The sequence below is a fragment of the Streptomyces sp. TRM64462 genome (assembly GCF_013362995.1).
In the GTDB taxonomy this organism is placed as follows: Bacteria; Actinomycetota; Actinomycetes; order Streptomycetales; family Streptomycetaceae; genus Streptomyces.
Genome location: NZ_JABWDV010000346.1, coordinates 1 through 17,763, shown reverse-complemented (window position 1 = coordinate 17,763; position 17,763 = coordinate 1). Strand labels below are relative to the sequence as shown.

At 73.4% G+C, this 17,763-nt stretch carries 15 protein-coding genes; 6 read left to right on the top strand and 9 right to left on the bottom strand.

The annotated features are described in order from the left end of the window. Window positions 1–139 precede the first annotated feature (139 nt). Window positions 140–1,954, bottom strand: a complete 1,815-nt coding sequence (locus HTZ82_RS18370; RefSeq protein WP_175410498.1) for an ABC transporter ATP-binding protein — start codon at window positions 1,952–1,954, stop codon at window positions 140–142. Window positions 1,955–2,043: 89 nt separating this feature from the next. Further along, a complete protein-coding gene (locus tag HTZ82_RS18365) occupies window positions 2,044–3,738 on the bottom strand; it encodes an ABC transporter ATP-binding protein (protein ID WP_217624290.1) in 1,695 nt (564 codons plus the stop codon). Window positions 3,739–3,999: 261 nt separating this feature from the next. Here HTZ82_RS18365 and HTZ82_RS18360 point away from each other — a divergent pair, with 261 nt between their 5' ends. The 6 genes from HTZ82_RS18360 (at window position 4,000) to HTZ82_RS18335 (ending at window position 9,612) form a co-directional block, all read left to right on the top strand. Beyond that, on the top strand, window positions 4,000–5,058 hold the full coding sequence (locus tag HTZ82_RS18360; RefSeq protein ID WP_175410496.1) for an iron ABC transporter permease: 1,059 nt from the start codon (window positions 4,000–4,002) through the stop codon (window positions 5,056–5,058). Further along, entirely contained in the window at window positions 5,055–6,215 is a 1,161-nt protein-coding gene (locus HTZ82_RS18355) for an iron chelate uptake ABC transporter family permease subunit (RefSeq protein ID WP_309235550.1), read from the top strand. The genes HTZ82_RS18360 and HTZ82_RS18355 overlap by 4 nt, the downstream gene beginning before the upstream one ends. Further along, entirely contained in the window at window positions 6,212–7,093 is an 882-nt protein-coding gene (locus HTZ82_RS18350) for an ABC transporter ATP-binding protein (RefSeq protein ID WP_175410493.1), read from the top strand. The genes HTZ82_RS18355 and HTZ82_RS18350 overlap by 4 nt, the downstream gene beginning before the upstream one ends. 43 nt (window positions 7,094–7,136) lie before the next feature. Further along, a complete protein-coding gene (locus HTZ82_RS18345) occupies window positions 7,137–8,717 on the top strand; it encodes an amidohydrolase (RefSeq protein WP_175410492.1) in 1,581 nt (526 codons plus the stop codon). Further along, on the top strand, window positions 8,714–8,944 hold the full coding sequence (locus HTZ82_RS18340) for a hypothetical protein (protein WP_175410491.1): 231 nt from the start codon (window positions 8,714–8,716) through the stop codon (window positions 8,942–8,944). The genes HTZ82_RS18345 and HTZ82_RS18340 overlap by 4 nt, the downstream gene beginning before the upstream one ends. 119 nt (window positions 8,945–9,063) lie before the next feature. Continuing rightward, window positions 9,064–9,612, top strand: a complete 549-nt coding sequence (locus HTZ82_RS18335; protein WP_375540833.1) for a GNAT family N-acetyltransferase — start codon at window positions 9,064–9,066, stop codon at window positions 9,610–9,612. A gap of 118 nt (window positions 9,613–9,730) precedes the next feature. On the opposite strand, the gene HTZ82_RS18330 is transcribed toward HTZ82_RS18335, so the two are convergent. The 7 genes from HTZ82_RS18330 to HTZ82_RS18300 all read right to left on the bottom strand — a co-directional run bounded on the left by HTZ82_RS18330 (window position 9,731) and on the right by HTZ82_RS18300 (window position 17,642). After that, window positions 9,731–10,909, bottom strand: a complete 1,179-nt coding sequence (locus tag HTZ82_RS18330) for an acetylornithine transaminase (protein ID WP_175410490.1) — start codon at window positions 10,907–10,909, stop codon at window positions 9,731–9,733. Next, window positions 10,906–11,817 carry an acetylglutamate kinase gene (argB, locus tag HTZ82_RS18325; RefSeq protein ID WP_175410489.1) on the bottom strand — a complete coding sequence of 304 codons (912 nt, stop codon included), beginning with the start codon at window positions 11,815–11,817 and terminating at the stop codon, window positions 10,906–10,908. Before argB ends, HTZ82_RS18330 begins: the two co-directional genes overlap by 4 nt. 17 nt (window positions 11,818–11,834) lie before the next feature. Continuing rightward, window positions 11,835–12,989 (bottom strand): bifunctional glutamate N-acetyltransferase/amino-acid acetyltransferase ArgJ, encoded by a 1,155-nt coding sequence (argJ, locus tag HTZ82_RS18320; RefSeq protein WP_175410488.1) that lies wholly within the window; start codon window positions 12,987–12,989, stop codon window positions 11,835–11,837. Further along, window positions 12,986–14,026, bottom strand: coding sequence for an N-acetyl-gamma-glutamyl-phosphate reductase (argC, locus tag HTZ82_RS18315; protein ID WP_175410487.1), 1,041 nt, complete (start codon window positions 14,024–14,026; stop codon window positions 12,986–12,988). The genes argJ and argC overlap by 4 nt, the downstream gene beginning before the upstream one ends. Window positions 14,027–14,173: 147 nt before the next feature. After that, a complete protein-coding gene (locus HTZ82_RS18310; protein WP_175410486.1) occupies window positions 14,174–14,893 on the bottom strand; it encodes a siderophore-interacting protein in 720 nt (239 codons plus the stop codon). A gap of 212 nt (window positions 14,894–15,105) precedes the next feature. Further along, window positions 15,106–16,551 carry a glyceraldehyde-3-phosphate dehydrogenase gene (locus HTZ82_RS18305; RefSeq protein ID WP_175410485.1) on the bottom strand — a complete coding sequence of 482 codons (1,446 nt, stop codon included), beginning with the start codon at window positions 16,549–16,551 and terminating at the stop codon, window positions 15,106–15,108. A gap of 101 nt (window positions 16,552–16,652) precedes the next feature. Then, window positions 16,653–17,642 carry a phage holin family protein gene (locus HTZ82_RS18300; protein ID WP_175410484.1) on the bottom strand — a complete coding sequence of 330 codons (990 nt, stop codon included), beginning with the start codon at window positions 17,640–17,642 and terminating at the stop codon, window positions 16,653–16,655. Window positions 17,643–17,763: the final 121 nt, after the last annotated feature.

Sequence of the window (17,763 nt, the reverse complement as noted above, 5' to 3'; positions counted from 1 at the left end):
TCTGGGGGCGGAGCCCCCAGTTACGGGAAGGGGCGGGGTAGGGGAGAGAACCGTCCACCACGCGCAAGGCTCCCGCCCTGGTGAGAGGGCGGGAGCCGTGGTGGTGGCGGGGACGGGGGCGCGGCCCCCGGCGGCGGGGCTACGCCGGGACCGCGGGTTCGCGGCGGCTGGCGGACCAGGCCGACCACAGTTCCGCGTAGCGCCCGCCCGCGGCGACCAGTTCGTCGTGGGTGCCGGTCTCGACGACGCGGCCTTCGTCCAGGACGACCACGCGGTCGGCGGCGGCGGCCTGGGGGAGGCGGTGGGCCACCATGAGACCCGTGCGGCCCTCCAGGGCACGCAGCGCCGCGGTCTCCAGGACGCGGGCGCCGGCGCTGCCGGCGTCGGCCGTGGCCTCGTCCAGGATCGCGATGGGCGAGTCCGTGAGCACCAGGCGCGCCAGTGCCAGATGCTGGGCCTGCGTCACCGTCAGGCGGTGGCCGCCCTCGCCCACGACGGTCGCCAGGCCCTCGGGCAGCGCGTCCACCCACTCCAGCGCGCCCACGTGCGCCAGCGCCGCGCGCAGTTCGTCGTCGGTGGCCTCCGGGCGGGCCAGCCGCAGGTCCTGCGCCAGCGGGCCCGCGAACACGTGGACCTCCTGACTGATCAGCGTCACCGCCTGCCGGACGCCTGCCAGGCCCAGCTCCCGTGTGTCGACACCGCCCAGGGAGATCGAGCCGGAGGCCGGCTCGTGGACGCCCGCGATCAGCTTCGCCAGCGTCGTCTTGCCGGCTCCGCTCGCGCCCACCAGCGCCACCCGCTCGCCGGCCCGTACCTCCAGGTTCACGTCGGCGAGCACCGGGTGGCCGTCCACGTACGCGTGCCCCAGGCCCGACACCTTGACCGAGCCGTCAACGGGCGAGTCCCCGCGCTCCGGCTCCCGCTCCGTCGGCAGGTTCGACACGCCGACCATGCGCGCGAGGCTGGCCCCGGCGGACTGGGCGTCGTCGATCAGGAACAGCGCCGCGTTGATGGGGTTGAACAGGCCGTGGAAGTAGAGCGCCGCCGCCGTGGCCGTACCGATGCTGACGGAGCCGTTGTCCACCAGCCAGAAGCCCGCGACCAGGATCGACGTCATGCCGATGAACTCGGCGACGTTGAGCCGCGAGAAGAAGCCGGACACCAGCCGCATCCCGCGCGCCGCCAGGTCGACCGCCTCGCCCGACCGCTGCTCTAGTTGCCGGGCGTGCCGGTCGTTGAGGCGGAACGCCCGTACCGTGCGCACCCCGCCGACGCTGTCCAGGAGCTGGTGCTGAAGGGCGCCGGTCGCCACCCGGTGGGCGGCGTAGATCCGCGCGGCCCGGGGGATGTACCAGCGGACCGTCAGGAAGTGCACCGGAACCGCCGCCAGCACGGCGAGCAGGAACCGCCAGTCGAGAACGGCGAGCCCCACGAGGGTCAGGACGATGGTGAGGAACGCTCCCGCGAACTCGGGCAGTGCCTGCCGCACCGCCTTCGCGATGAGCGTGACGTCGCCCGTCACCCGGGACGTGAGGTCGCCGGACCCGGCCTTCTCGACCCGTTCCAGTGGCAGCCGCAGCGCCCGCGCGATGAACCGCTCCCGCAGGTCCGCGAGGAGGGTCTCGCCCAGCCGCGCCACCAGGGACTTGCCGACGGCCGTCGCGACGCCCCGTGCGACGGCCACCGCCAGGAGCAGCGCCATCGGCAGGGTCAGCGCCGCGGCGCCCTTCCGGTCCACCACCAGGTCGACGATGAGGCCCAGCAGCGGCGCCGTCAGCAGCCCGATGCCGGTGCCGACGACCAGAACGGTCACCGCGCCCACGGCCAGCGCGCGGTGGCCGCGCAGCAGACTCCGTACGACGGCGAAGGTCTCGGCGCCGGTGGCCGTGGGCAGCAGCTCGCGCTCCGGCGTGCCGGCTCCGTCCGCCGCTCCGGGCGCGCTGGGTTCGCTCATGGTCCGTCCTTCGTCCTTCGCCGCCTGCGCGTCCGGGTTCCCGGCCGCGTCCGTCCGCTCGTACGAGTCGTACGAGTCGTACGACGCCGTCATGCCAGCACCGCCGAGCGGTACGCCGCGTGGGCGGTGACCAGCTCCGGGTGGCTTCCCTCGGCCGTCACGGTGCCGTCGTCGAGCATCAGCACCCGGTCGGCCGCGGCGAGCAGCGCCGGGCTGGTGGTGACCAGGATCGTGGTGCGCCCCCGGCGCAGCTCCCGCAGCCGCTCCGCGATGCGGGCCTCGGTGACCGTGTCCACGGCGGTCGTCGGGTCGTGGACCACCAGGACCGGCGGGTCGGCGGCCAGCGCCCTGGCCAGGGCGACGCGTTGGCGCTGGCCGCCGGAGAGGGAGCGCCCGCGCTCGGCGAGTACGGTGTCCACGCCCTGCGGGAGGACCCGCGCCACGTCGTCCACCGCGGAGGCCTCGAGTGCGGGCGCCAGGTCGGCGGACGCGTCCGCACCGGCCCGTACGTTGTCCAGCAGGCTGCTCTCGAACAGGTCGGCGTCGTGGTGCGCGACCAGGATGGCGCGCCGTACGTCGTCGGGATCGAGGTCGGCGAGCCGTACGCCGTCGAGTTCGACGCTGCCCTCGGCCGGGTCGAGTTCGCGGCCCAGGCACAGCAGCAGGTCGTTGGCCGCGGCCGGGTCCTTGGCGACCACGCCGAGTACGGTGCCGGGCGCGACGTCCACGTCCACACCGCGCAGCGCGCCCTGCGTGACGCCGCGCAGCCGCAGCCGGCCCGCCACCGGGGCGGGCGGTCCGGCCGTCCCGGCCGTGACGGCGGGCGGCGAGGCCAGCACCTCGGCGATCCGGTCGGCCGAGGCGCGCCCTTGGGCGAACTCCCCGTTGACATAGGTGAGGAGCTGGAAGGGCCCCAGCAGGTACTGCGCCAGGCCGACCGCGGCGACCAGGTCGCCCACGCTGATCGAGCCGCGCATCGCCAGGTGGGCGCCCACCAGGCCGATGACCGCGATGAAGATACCGGTCAGGGCGAGGATCGTCCCGTCGTGCCAGGCGCGGCTGCGGGCGGCGCGCAGAGCGGCGGCCAGGGAGGTCCGGCTGGTCTCCCGGTAGCGGGACACCGCGGCCGGTTCGGCGCCGATGCCCTTCAGGACGCGCAGCCCCGCCACGAGGTCGGCGGCGACTCCGGAGGCGTGCGCGGCGTGCTCCTGCTCGGCTTCGCTGCGCCGCTCCAGGGGGCGGCTGATGCGGTGGCCGATCCACAGCAGCGGCGGGACACCGAGCAGGACGAGCAGGCCGAGGGGTACGGAGATACGGAGCAGCGCCACCGCGCTGATGGCCAGTCCGGCGACCGCCGACAGGGCGTACGGCAGGGCGGAGGCCACCGAGCCCACCCGCCGGGCGTCGCCGGTCGCGACGGCGGTCAGCGCCCCGGGCAGCCGCCCGGCGTCGGCGCCGCCCCGCGGATCGAGCACCCGGGCGCCCAGGTCGAGCCGGATCCGGTGCGCGGCCCGCTCTCCGGCGGCCTCGGTGAGCCGTGCCGAGTTCCGGTAGCACGTGGACAGCACCAGGAAGAGGACGGCGAGGGCGAGCAGCCAGCGGAGGAGCGCACCGGACGAACCGGTCGCCACCGCCTCGTCGATGACGAGGCCGATGACGACCGGGACGAGGGCCTCACAGCCTTGGTGGGCCATTCCGAGGAGCGACGCTCCGACGATCCGGCGGCGCTGGTCGCCGATCGCTCTTCGGAGGACGCCGCCCCCGGTCACTCCGCCATCGGGCATGCGGTGCCTCCACGAGAGAACAGGGCTTATGGGCAGGGGAAAGCCAGGCTGTTGGTTAGGTAAGCCTACCTTAATCGGATTCCTCGCCAAGGGGGTGTGCGGGATGGCGGTCGGCGGCCACCCCGGCCGGAGGTGCGCCCCGCGCGTTGACCTGCTCGCACTGTACGGTTAGGCTTGCCTAAGTTGCGTCCCGTGTCACATATGAACCGCCGCCAGGGGGAGTTGTCGTTGTCCGTCGAAGCCCAGGCGGCGCCCGGAACCATGCCGGGGAATGAACCCGGGAGCGGACCCGAACGCCCCGCCGTGCCCACGAGCCGCCCCGGCGCCGTCGCATGGCGCGGCCTCGGGCTGCTCGTCACGCTCGGCGCACTGGCCCTGGTCGCGCTCACCAGCATCTGGGTCGGCACGCGGGGCATCCCCTTCACCCAGACCTGGGATCTGCTGTGGCACCCCGACGGGTCGGAGGCGTCCGTCGTCATCCACGACTACCGCATCCCCCGCACCGTCCTCGGCCTCCTCGTCGGCCTGGCCCTCGGCCTGTCCGGCGCCCTGATGCAGGCCCTGACGCGCAATCCGCTCGCCGACCCCGGCATGCTCGGCATCAACCTCGGCGCTTCCGCCGGTGTCGTCGTGGCCATCGCCTTCTTCGGTGTCGCGGCCCCGCTCGGCTACGTGTGGTTCGCCCTCGCCGGCGCCGCCGCGGCATCCGTCGGCGTCTACCTGCTGGGGTCGTCGGGGCGGAAGCTCGCCACCCCCGAGCGGCTCGTCGTCGCCGGAGCCGCCGTCACCGCGGTGCTGTACGCCTTCAACTGGGCGGTCCTCCTGCTGGATCCGGAGGCGTTCGACGCCTTCCGCTTCTGGACCGTGGGCTCACTCGCCGGCCGCTACTACGACATCGTCCTCATGGCGCTGCCGTTCATCGCCGCGGGTCTCCTCATCGCCCTGCTCCTCGCCCCGTCGCTCAACGCCCTCGCCATGGGCGACCAGGTGGGGCGCGCCCTCGGCGTGAACGTGGGCCGCACGCGGGGCCTCGGCGCTCTCGCCGTCATGCTGCTGTGCGGCGCCGCCACCGCGGCCGCCGGGCCGATCGGTTTCGTCGGCCTCGCCGTGCCGCACGTCGCCCGGTTCGTGATGGGCCCCGACCAGCGCTGGGTGTTCGCGTACTCGATGCTGCTCGCGCCCGTCCTCCTCATCGGCTCGGACGTGTTGGGCCGGGTGCTCGGCGCCCCGGGCGAGGTGCAGGTCGGCATCGTGACCGCGTTCATCGGCGCCCCCCTGTTCATCGCGCTGTGCCGCCGTCGAAAGCTGGTCATGCTGTGACTTCCGTACGGGAGGCGAACGCCTCCACGCCCGGACATGGACCCGGACACGGACCCGGATCCGGCCCCGCAGGCAACGGGAAGCGTGCCGTCGCCGGGCCCGCGGACCCGCCCCGCGTCATCAGCGGCCGGGTCGTCCGCACCCGGAAGGGAAGCGTCTCCCTGCGGGTGCACGGCCGCGCCATCGCGGTCACCGCGGTGCTGTTCGCCGCGCTCGTGGCCGCCGCGGGCGTCACTCTGACCACCGGTGACTTCGAGCTGTCCGTCGGCGAGGTCCTCCACGCCCTCACCGGCGACGGGTCGCAACTGGCCGACTTCGTCGTCAACACCCTGCGCATGCCGCGCCTGGTGACCGCGCTGTGCGTGGGCGCGGCTCTCGCGGTGAGCGGCGCGATCCTGCAGAGCCTCACCGGCAACCCCCTGGGCAGCCCCGACATCATCGGCTTCACCAACGGTTCCGCGGTGGGCGCGCTGGTGGTCATCATCGTGCTGCACGGCAGCATGACCCAGATCGCCGTCGGCGCCCTGATCGGCGGTCTCGCCACGGCCGCCGCCGTCCATCTGCTGCTGCTCGGGCGCGGACTGACCGGCTTCCGACTGGTCGTCATCGGCATCGGCGTCAGCGCCCTGCTGCTCGCCGTCAACTCGTATCTGATCACCCGGGCCACCTTCCAGGAGGCTCTGGAGGCCCAGGCGTGGCTGATCGGCAGCCTCGGCAACCGGCTGTGGCTGCACGCCAACGCCATCGGCCTCGCCGTCGCCGTCCTGCTGCCGCTCGCCTTCCTCCTCTCCCGCCGCCTGTCCATGGTCGAGATGGGCGACACCACCGCCATGGCGCTCGGCGTCGACGTGGCCCGCACCCGCACCGTCCTGCTCGTCATCAGCGTCGCCCTCGCCGCGTTCGCCACCGCCGTGACCGGCCCCATCTGGTTCGTCGCCCTGGCCGCGCCCCAGGTCGCCCGCAAGCTCACCGGCACGTACGGGCCCGCGCTGCTGCCGTCGGCCCTGACGGGCGCCCTCATGCTGGCCGTCAGCGACCTCGCCGTACAGCGCCTCTTCGCCCCCGCGCTGCTCCCCGTGGGCACCGCCACCGGCTGTGTCGGCGGGCTGTACCTCATCTGGCTGCTGATCAACGAATCCCGAAAGAGCCGCGCATGACCGGAACCAACCCGCCGAGCCCCCGCCTGCGCGCGGAGTCCCTCACGCTGTCCTACGACCAGCGCGCGGTGGCAAGCGACCTGAGCGTCGACATCCCGGACCGCTCGTTCACCGTGATCATCGGCCCGAACGCCTGCGGCAAGTCCACCCTGCTCAAGGCGCTCGCGCGGATGCTCAAGCCGCGGGCCGGGCAGGTCTACCTCGACGGCGCCGCCATCGCCACGTACCGCTCCCGTGAGGTCGCCCGCCGGCTGGGCCTGCTCCCGCAGTCGTCGACCGCGCCCGGTGGGATCACGGTCGGCGATCTGGTGGCGCGCGGCCGCTACCCGCACCAGCGGCTGCTGAAGCAGTGGTCCGCCGAGGACGAGGCGGCCGTGGCGGAGGCGATGCGGCAGACCGGTGTGCTGGACCTGGCGGACCGGCCCGTGGACGACCTCTCCGGTGGACAGCGCCAGCGCGTGTGGCTGTCCATGGTGCTGGCGCAGCAGACCTCCATCCTCCTCCTGGACGAACCGACCACCTATCTGGACATCGCCCACCAGGTGGAGGTCCTCGACCTGTGCGCGGAACTGCACGCGCGCAAGGGCCACACCGTCGTCGCGGTCCTGCACGACCTGAACCAGGCGTGCCGCTACGCCACCCACCTCATCGTCCTGAAGCCCGGAGGCGAGGTCGCGGCCGAGGGCCACCCGTCCACCGTCATGACGGCCGAACTGGTCCAGGACGTCTTCGGGCTGCCCTGCCGCATCATCGACGACCCGGAGACCGGGACCCCGCTGATGATTCCGGCCGCCCCCGCGCGCCACCGGCCGGCCGACGCGCCGGCCGCCGACGCCCCGTCGCCCGGCGACACCGTGCTGGCCGCCGAGACCACCTGACCTCAGACCGACCTCAGCGACCGACCTCAGAGACGGACCGCCCATGCTCTGCACGAGGCTGACGAACGCACACATCATCACCATGGACCCGGACCATCCGGTCGCCCACGACCTGGGGATCTGGCGGGGCCGCGTCGTGGGCCTGGACGAGGCCGTGACGGCCCTGCCCGCACGCGAGGTCGTCGACCTCCAGGGCGCCACCGTCCTGCCGGGGTTCATCGACAGCCACGTCCACCTGGCATGGACCGGGCTGAAGGCGATGACCCCCAGCGTCGCGCCCTGCGAGCGGGTCGAGGACGTGCTCGCGGTCGTGGCGGAGGCAGCCTCCCGCCAGGGCCCGGCAGGGGCCTGGGTGGACATCGGCGGGTACGACCAGCGCGCTCTGGGGCGCCATCTGACAGCGGCTGAGCTGGACCGGGTCAGCCCGGGGCGCAAGGTGTTCCTGATGCACGACTCGGGGCACGCCTGCGTGGTGAACAGCGCCGTACTCGACCTGCTGCCCGCCGACGTGCCGCACGAGGACGGCTTCCTGGCCGAGAGCGCCATGACCGCCGCGCGGAACCTGCGCCTGCCGTACGCGCAGTCCGAGATCGCCGACGCCGTCGAGCACGCCGGCCGCGCCTGCCTCGCCGAGGGCGTGACGGCCTGCGCCGAGGGGGGCATCGGCGGCGGGCTCCTGGGACACAGCCCCGTGGAGCTGGGCGCCTACCAGTTGCTCAGGGACCAGGGCCGACTGCCCCTGCGCGTCCAGCTCATGGCGGCCGGCGACACCCTTCGCCCGCTCCCGGCGCACCGGGACGACGGCATCCCCCGGGCACTGGACCTCGGCCTGCGCACCGGCTTCGGCGACGACTGGCTCTCCGTCGGCGCCCTCAAGATCTACACCGACGGCGGCATGATGGCCCGTACGGCAGCGCTCACCGCGCCGTACGAAGGCATGACCCACACCGGTGAACTCCAGGACGACCCGGAGACCCTGGCCCAGCTGATCGTCGACGGCCACCTCGCCGGGTGGCAGCTCGCCGTGCACGCCATCGGCGACCGCGCCGCCGACCTCGCGCTGGACGCCCTGGAGCGCGCCCAGCGGCTGCGCCCCCGCCCGGACGCGCGCCACCGGATCGAACACGCGGGACTCGTACGCCCCGACCAGCTCCCCCGCTTCGCACGTCTCGGCGTCAGCGCCGTCGTCCAGCCCAACTTCCTGCGTTACTTCGGCGACGACTACGCGGCGATCATGGGGGAGGAGCGGGCACCCTGGATGTACCGCGGCCGTGGCTTCCTCGACCACGGCGTCACACTCGTCGGCAGCTCCGACCGGCCCGTCACCGACGGATCGCCGCTGCGGGCCATCCAGTTCATGGTGGAACGGACCTCCGTCTCGGGACAGGCCATCGGCCCCGGCGAGGGCATCACCGTCGACGAGGCCCTGCACGCCTACACCGTCGCCGGGGCGTACGCCTCGCGCTGGGAGGACAGCGCGGGCACGCTCAGCCCGGGCAAGCGCGCCGACCTGGTGGTCCTGGGGGACGACCCGCGCCGCGTCGAACCGTCGAGGATCGGGTCCATCGAGGTCGTGGCCACCTTCGTGGAGGGACGTGACGCGACGGAGGGGAGCAAGCTGTGAGCACGCGCGCCCAGGATCCGCGACGCTACGCCCACCTCTGGGAGGGGTCGCAGGCTCCCCATCGGTGGGTCCTGTGGAACACGGAGGGAAGGACCGTCGTCTTCGACCGGACGCTCAACATGCCCGCGGACGTGGACGACGGCGACCTGGAGGCCGTCGTGGGCAGAATGCGCGAGGCCGGAGTACCGGAGGGCGACGAGTACCCCGGACGGCCGTGCGGCTCATGACGGCGGCCGCGACTTGGCAGGCCGATTAGGTAAGGCTAACCTTGCACAAGTTGTTTCGCCGGGGTGACATCGACGGACCATACGGCCGTCCCACGCGGTGGAACCGAGGAAGGAACGCCTTGATCACGGTCACGCCGCGCCCCACCACGCCGTCGCCGCGCGCGCCCCACCCGCCCCACACGCCCCGCCTGGCTCCTGCCCCCACGCTCACCGTGCGGGGCGCCTGGCCCCGGGACGCCGCCGCGCTCGCGGCGCTCTCCCAGCCGTTCGTCCGCTCCGGCGCGCTGCGCGCCCGGCCGTCCCACGTGTACGAGTGGAACGCGACCGACTTCCTGGTCGCCGAAGCCCCGGACGGCACCCTGGAAGGCTGCCTGGCCGTCCGCGTGCACACCGACCCGAGGGGGAGGAACCGGCCGACCGGAGTCGTGTACAACTTCTGCGTCGCGCGACGCCGGCAGGGCAGCGGTCTCGGGGGCCGGCTGCTGGACGCCGCGCTGGCCCAGGGCCGATCCCGGGAGCTGGACGCTCTGTTCACCGCGACGACCGGCAGCGGCCGTCTCTTCCTGCGGTACGGCTTCGCCCCGGTGGCGCCCGAGCTCGCCCCGGCCTCATGGGCGCGATCGCTGGATCCCCGGCGCGGCGCGAAGGTCCTCGCCCGCGTCCTGTGACCGTTCCGTCTGTTCTGTTCAGTCCAGTTCAGCCGAGTTCAGTCGCCTCCGTGACGACGTGAAGGGGCCCGAGCCGGNGGATGGCTCGGGCCCCTTCACGCCGTCACGGCACGCCGCGTCAGCCGTCCAGGACGGCGGGCAACTCCTTCACCAGGGCGGCGATCTCCTCGTCCGTCACCGTCAGGGCGGGAGCCAGCCGCACGGTCGACGCACCGGCCGCGTTCACCAGGAAGCCCGCGTCCTGAGCGGCCCGCTGCACCCGCGCCGCCACCGGCGCGGTGAGCGCCACGCCCAGCAGCAGCCCGGCTCCCCGCACCTCACGCACCAGCGGGTGCCCCGACGCCTCGATGCCGCGGCGCAGCACGTCGCCCTTACGGACGACCTCCGCGAGCAGGCCCTCCGCCTCGATGGTCCGCAGGACCGCGAGCCCCGCCGCGCAGGCCACGGGGTTGCCCCCGAACGTGGAGCCGTGGTCCCCGGGCCCCAACAGACCGGCCGCGTCACCGAACGCCACGGCGGCGCCGATCGGCAGGCCACCGCCGAGGCCCTTGGCGAGCGTCACGACGTCGGGCTCCACACCCCGTACCGCCTGGTGCGCGAACCAGTGGCCCGTACGGCCGATGCCGGTCTGCACCTCGTCGAGGACCAGCAGCGCACCCGTGGCGCGCGTGATCTCCCGCGCCGCCCGCAGATACCCTTCCGGAGCCGGCACCACACCCGCCTCGCCCTGGACCGGTTCCAGGACGACCGCCGCCGTCTCCTCGCCGACGGCCGCACGCAGGGCGTCGACGTCCCCGTACGGCACATGCGTGACGTCGCCGGGCAGCGGCAGGAACGGATCGCGCTTCGGCGGCTGCCCGGTCAGGGCCAGAGCGCCCATCGTGCGCCCGTGGAAGCCGTTCTCGGCGGCGACCACGTGGGTGCGTCCGGTCCGGCGGGCGATCTTGAACGCGGCCTCGACCGCCTCCGTACCGGAGTTGGCGAAGAACACCCTGCCCGGCCGCCCGGCGAGGTCCAGCAGTCGCTCCGCGAGGGCGACGCAGGGCTCCGACACGAACAGGTTCGACACGTGTCCCAGGCGGGCGACCTGAGCGGTGACCGCGTCGACCACGGCGGGGTGCGCGTGGCCCAGGGTGTTGACCGCGATCCCGCCGGTGAAGTCGGTGTACGTACGGCCCGCCTCGTCCCGGACGGTGCTGCCCGCGCCGCTGACCAGGGCCAGCGGGGGAGTGCCGTAGGTGTCCATCAGCACCGCGCGCCAGCGGTCGGTGAGCGGTGCGGTCGCGTCGGCCGTCATGCGCCGGCTCCCTCGCCCGCCGGCGGGGTGTCGGGCACGACGGTCGTGCCGGGGCTCTTCTCCGTGAACACACCGCGCAGCACCGCGTGCGGGACGCGGCCGTCGACGACGTGCGCCCGGCCGACGCCCGAGCGGACCGCCCGCAGGCACCCCTCCATCTTCGGCAGCATCCCGCTCGCGAGACCCGGCAGCAGTCCGTCCAGCTCACTGGCCGTCAGACGCTCGATGACCTCGGTGCTGTGCGGCCAGTCCGCGTACAGCCCCTCCACGTCGGTCAGCACCACCAGGCGCTCCGCGCCCAGGGCCACGGCCAGCGCGGAGGCGGCGAGATCGGCGTTCACGTTGTAGACCTCCCCGTCCGCACCGCGGGCGACCGGTGAGACCACGGGGATACGGCCCTGGTCCAGCAGCGCCCGTACGGCCCCCGCGTCCACGGACACGATGTCGCCGACCAGACCGATGTCCACGGGCCGCCCGTCCACCCAGGCCGGGCGCCGCACGGCCGTCATGGTGTGCGCGTCCTCACCGGACAGGCCCACGGCGAACGGCCCGTGCGCGTTGATGGCGCCGACCAGTTCGCGCTGCACCCGCCCCGTCAGCACCATACGGACCACGTCCATCGTCTCCGGGGTCGTCACCCGGAGGCCGGCCTCGAAGCGGACCTCCAGGTCCAGCCGGTCGAGCATCGCGCTGATCTGCGGGCCGCCGCCGTGCACGACGACGGGGCGCAGCCCGGCGTGCCACAACTCCACGACGTCCTGGGCGAAGGTCCGGTGGAGCGCGGGGTCCACCATGGCGTTGCCGCCGAACTTCACGACGACCGTCCGGCCCTGGAGCTCCTCCCGCCACGGCAGGTCCCCGGCGGCCGGATCCGCACCGGCCGCATCCTGATCGACGGGTGTCCCCATCCCTGTTCCCACTCCGCTCATGAGCTGTAGGCGCTGTTCTCGTGGACGTACTCGGCGGTGAGGTCGTTGGTCCAGACGACCGCCGACTCCTCGCCGGAGCGGAGGTCGACGGTGACGGTGATCCGGCGCCCCGACATGTCCACCTTGTCGCGCGACTCGCCCGCCGCCCCGTCGCGGCAGACCCAGACGCCGTTGATCGCCACGTCCAGCAGGTCCGGGTCGAACACGGCGTCCGTGGTGCCGATCGCGGACAGCACGCGCCCCCAGTTGGGGTCCTCCCCGTGCAGCGCGCACTTGAGGAGGTTGTTGCGCGCGACGGACCTGCCCACCGTCACGGCGTCCGCTTCGGACGCCGCCCCGACGACCACCACCTCGATCTCCTTGGACGCCCCCTCGGCGTCGGCGACGAGCTGGCGCGCCAGGTCGCGGCACACCGTGTGGACCGCGTCCGCGAACTCGGCCTCGCCGGGCACGATCCCGGACGCCCCGGACGCGAGGAGCAGCACGGTGTCGTTCGTGGACATGCAGCCGTCCGAGTCCACCCGGTCGAAGGTGGTGCGCACGGCACCGCGCAGGGCCGTGTCGAGGTCCGCGGCGGACACGTCGGCGTCCGTGGTGAGGACCACCAGCATGGTGGCCAGTCCGGGCGCGAGCATGCCCGCACCCTTGGCCATGCCCCCCACGGTCCATCCGGACCCGGCCGCCACCGAGGTCTTGTGCACCGTGTCCGTCGTCCTGATCGCCACGGCGGCGTCCACGCCGCCGCTCGTCGACAGCCGCTCCGCCGCGGCACCGATGCCGGCCGTGACCCGGCCCATGGGAAGCGGGACGCCGATGAGCCCCGTCGAGCACACCGCCACCTCGTGCGCGTCCGCCGCCCCGGTCGCGCGCGCCGTGTGCTCCGCCATGAGGCGGGCGTGTTCGGCGCCGGCGGGGCCGGTGCACGCGTTGGCGCCACCGGAGTTGAGGACGACCGCCGACAGCGTGCCGTCCGCCAGGGCCGCGCGGGACCAGCGCACCGGAGCGGCCTGGACGCGGTTGGAGGTGAAGACGCCCGCGGCGGCGCGGGACGGGCCCCGGTTCACGACCAGGGCCAGGTCGGGATCGCCGGATTCCTTGATGCCGGCGGCGACACCGCTCGCAAGGAACCCTTGGGCAGCGGTCACGGTCACGGAGCCACTCCATTCGTGGGCAGGCCCAGCCACTCCGGCAGGCCGAGGGCGACGTTCATGCACTGCACCGCGCCACCGGCGGTGCCCTTCACCAGGTTGTCGACGGCGCTCACGCAGACGAGACGGCCGGCGTCCGGGTCCACGGCCACCTGTACCTGCGCCGTGTTGGAGCCGACGACCGAGCCAGTGGACGGCCACCGGCCGGGCGGCAGCAGCCGGACGAACGGCTCGTCCGCGTACGCCTTCTCGAACGCGGCGCGTGCCCGTTCGGGGCCGTCATCGCCGGTGAGTGCGGGACGCAGCCGGGCCGAGCAGGTGGCGAGGATGCCGCGCGGCATGGGGGCCAGGGTCGGCGTGAACGACACGGTGACCCGCTCGCCCGCGACGCGCGACAGATTCTGCGTCAGCTCGGGTGTGTGCCGGTGGACGCCGCCCACACCGTACGGGCTCATGGAGCCCATCACCTCGGAACCGAGCAGGTGCGGCTTCACCGCCCGGCCGGCCCCCGACGTGCCGCTGGCCGCGACGACGACCGCCTCCGGCTCGACCAGGCCGGCGGCGTACGCGGGCATCAGGGCCAGGGTGACCGCCGTCGGGTAGCAGCCGGGCACGGCGATCCGGCGGGCGTCCCGCAACTCCGCCCGCGCCCCGGGGAGTTCCGGCAGGCCGTAGGGCCACGTACCGGCGTGCGGCGAACCGTAGAAGCGCGTCCACTCGGAGGCGTCGCGCAGCCGGAAGTCCGCGCCGCAGTCCAGGACGAGCGTGTCGTCCTCCAGGCCGCGCGCGAGCGGCGCCGACTCGCCGTGGGGCAGGGCGAGGAACACCACGTCGTGTCCGCGCAGCACGTCGGCCGACGTGGGCTCCAGCGTCCGGTCCGCGAGCCCCGACAGGTGCGGCTGCACCTCGCCGAGCCGGCGTCCCGCGCTGCTGTGGGCGGTCACGGCGCCGATCCGCACCTCCGGATGGGAGGCCAGGAGGCGCAGGAGTTCGCCGCCCGCGTAGCCACTGGCGCCGGCCACGGCGACCCGTACGGTCATGTTCGTTCCGTCTCTTCCGGTACGTCGGGATGTTCAGGGATGGTCGGACCGCCGCGGACGCCGGGCGGCCCCCGGACGGCGGCCACGAGGCCGCGCCACACCGTGATACTTAGCCAAGCCTAACCTAACCTCGAAGGCGCGGTCCGGTCAGGTCGCCCGCCAGTAACCGAGGGCGTGCAGACGCTCCTTCGGTACGCCGAGCTGCTTGCGGGCGTAGGAGGTGAGGGCCCGGGTGGTCGCCGTGTCGCAGGCGATCCAGAGGTAGGACGAGTCGTCCACGTGTTCCGGAAGGGCGGCGCGCACCGTTTCGACCAGATGGGCGCCCTTGTCGCGGCGCGGCACGTGGATGACCTCGCGCGCCGCGCCGCCGTCCCGCGGGGCGTGGTCGCTGTCGCGGGGGTGCGACGTCTCGTACCAGACCGTGGCGGGGGTGAGCGGCATGGAGTCCAGCAGTGAGTCGATGGCCGGCCGGGACGCGGCGTCGCCGACGACGAGGAGCCGGGACGGCAGGGGGTCCGGCAGGGCGAACTGCGATCCCTGCACCGTCGCCTCGATGGTGTCGCCGGGGCGTGCGGTGCGGGCCCAGTCGCTGGCGCGGCCGGAGTGCAGCGCGAACTCCATGGCGAACGTCCCCTGGACGGGGTCCGGGGCGACGAGGGTGTAGGCGCGCTGGTGGGGCCGGCCGTCGTCGTCGAACCAGAGGCGCACCCACATCGTCGGGTGGACCCCGGTCGCGCGGAGCATCCCGCCGTCGGAGAAGGAGAGGCGGTGGAGCCTGTCGGAGACTCGCTCGTTCGATCTGACGGTGAGTGTGAAGTCCTTGCCGCGCATGATCTTGAGGACGGCACCCTGCCAGCCGTGTCCCACGGCATCCCCCTGGGGTCGCATTGATTAGGTAAGCCTAATCTAAATCGATCTGTGGGGTGAGGGGGGAAGAGGGAACGATTCCTCCGGCCCTCCGACGGCGCGGACGACGGCGCGGACGACAGCGCGGACGGCGGTGCGCACGGCGGTGCGCACAGCGAAGTGCCCCGGCCTGCGGGAGGCCGGGGCACTTCACTGCCGTGTGTCCGGTCGGATCAGACCGCCGGAGCCGGGAACGTCGGGTACTCGACGCCCGAGACGTGCTGGACGACGCGGATGACCTGGCACGAGTAGCCGAACTCGTTGTCGTACCACAGGTACAGGATCGCGTTGTCGCCGTCGACCTTCGTCGCGCCGGCGTCGACGATCGACGCGTGGCGCGAGCCGATGAAGTCGCTCGACACCGCGTCGGGCGCGGTGATGAAGTCGATCTGGCGCTTCAGCGGCGACGTCAGCGACACGTTGCGGAGGTAGTCGAGTACCTCCTCGCGCGTCGTCTCACGGCCCAGCCGCAGGCTGAGGATCGCGATGGACACGTCCGGGACGGGCACGCGGATCGAACTGCCCGTGATCGGCGCCTTCAGCTCAGGCAGCGCCTTCGCGACGGCGGAGGCGGCGCCCGTCTCCGTGATGACCATGTTGAGCGGCGCGGAACGGCCGCGGCGGTCGGCCTTGTGGTAGTTGTCCAGCAGGTTCTGGTCGTTCGTGAACGAGTGGACGGTCTCCACGTGACCGCGCAGCACCCCGAACTCGTCGTCCATCGCCTTCAGCGGCGGCACGATCGCGTTCGTCGTGCAGGACGCGCAGGACAGGATCTGCTCGTCCGGCTTGATCGTGTCGTGGTTGACGCCGTGCACGATGTTCGGGACGTCGCCCTTGCCCGGCGCGGTCAGGACGACCTTCTCGACGCCCGGACGCAGATGCGTCGACAGGCCCTCGCGGTCGCGCCACTTGCCGGTGTTGTCGATCAGGATGGCGTTGTTGATGCCGTACGCCGTGTAGTCGACCTCGGACGGGTCGTTGGCGTAGATCACCTTGATCGCGTTGCCGTTGGCGATGATGGTGCTGTTCGCCTCGTCGACGGTGATCGTGCCCTGGAACTGGCCGTGGATCGAGTCGCGCCGCAGCAGTGAGGCGCGCTTCACGATGTCCTGATCGCCGCCCCCGCGGACGACGATCGCCCGCAGGCGCAGACCGTTGCCGGAACCGGACTTCTCGATGAGCAGACGCGCGACGAGACGGCCGATGCGGCCGAAGCCGTAGAGGACGACATCGCGCGGCTCGCGGCGCTCGATCTTGTTCGCGCCCGTCGCGCCGGCGACGGCCTCGGCGGTGAACTCCGCCACCGACAGGCCGCGGTCGTCGGCCCTGTACGTGGCGGCGAGCATGCCGATGTCGATCTGGGAAGGACCGAGGTCGAGCGTGGTGAGGGCCTGCAGGAACGGCAGCGTCTCGGTGACCGAGAGCTCCTCACCGGCTATCTGCCGGGCGAATCGGTGGATCTTGAGGATGCTGACCACCGACTTGTTCACCAAGGAGCGGCTGTGGAGGAGGACGGTGACGTCCCGCTCCCGGTGCAGCTTCCCGATGATCGGGATCATCGACTCCGCGATCTCCTCGCGGTTCTTCCAGTTGGTGAACGAGTCGTCGTTGACAGTCACAGGATTATCTTTCGAGCTAGGCGGCGCTCATATGCTAACCCCACGCTACTTCGATCTTCCCGAGGGCCCTGCCCCGGGGTGCGCCGACGCGGTCGACCGGCTCAGTAGTACGGACCCTGCGGGAACATGTGGTCCGGCGGGAACGGGTCGACCGGTGCGGGCGGCGGCCGGTGGGCGGCCTCCGCGCGCGCGGCCGCCAGACGGGCCGGCCCGTCCACGGCCCACAGGAGCGCCGCCGTGCCGACCAGGGGCCAGAACCCGTCGACGTACAGCCGGGGTTCCATGTACGGGGCCGCCTGGAGCGCCGCCCACAGCACCAGCGCCTGGACCGCGACCAGGAACAGCGACGTCACACCCGGCACAGGCAGCGACAGCGAGAGCCGCGGCGCGAGCTGTACGACGCACACCACCGCCGTCAGCAGCAGCGCCTGCCGCCACACCGGACCGGGACCGCCGAGCCGTACGCCGTCCATCAGCGCCGCGGCCAGCGCGAGCCCGGCCACGCCCAGCGCGACATGGCCGAGGCGGGCGGCGACCCGCGCTGCGGCACGCCCCGCGCCCGCACCGCGCCCCGTACGGCGCCGGGCCGCGCCGAGGAGCCCCGCCGCCGTCGACGACACGGCGCCCACGACGAGGCCCGCCACGACGACCGGCCCCGCCCCGGACACCTCCACCGGCAGGCCCACGCCCCCGGCGAGCCGTACCCCCGCCCACAGCGCGAGCATCACGACCACCGTGTGGGTCACCAGCGTGACGAGGATGCTCAGCACCGAGAGGACCATCAGCCGCCGCACGGACGCGAAGAAGTCCTCCTCGTCGGCGAACGGATCCGCCTCCTCCGCCGGCCCGCGCCGCGCCTTCCCCGCCGCCCACCGCAGCAGACGCCCGGCGGGCCACGGGACGGTCAGCACCGCCGCGGCGACCACCGCGCCCACCAGCGCCACGGCCGCCGCCTGCCGGGCCCCGGGCCCGGACGACCGCAGGTCCACGACGAGCAGGACGGCGACCCACACGCCCAGCGCCGCGGCCACCCACTGCCGCCCGGCGGCCGGCGCCGACCGCTTCAGACGCGTACCCGCACTCTCCGTCATCCCGCGGCCTCCTCGCCCCGACGCCCCCTCGGTCGTGTCCGGCGGGTCTGTCCCCTATCCCGCCCCTTCCCGAATCGGGGGCTCCGCCCCCGAACCCCCGCTCCTCAATCTCCCCCAAGCT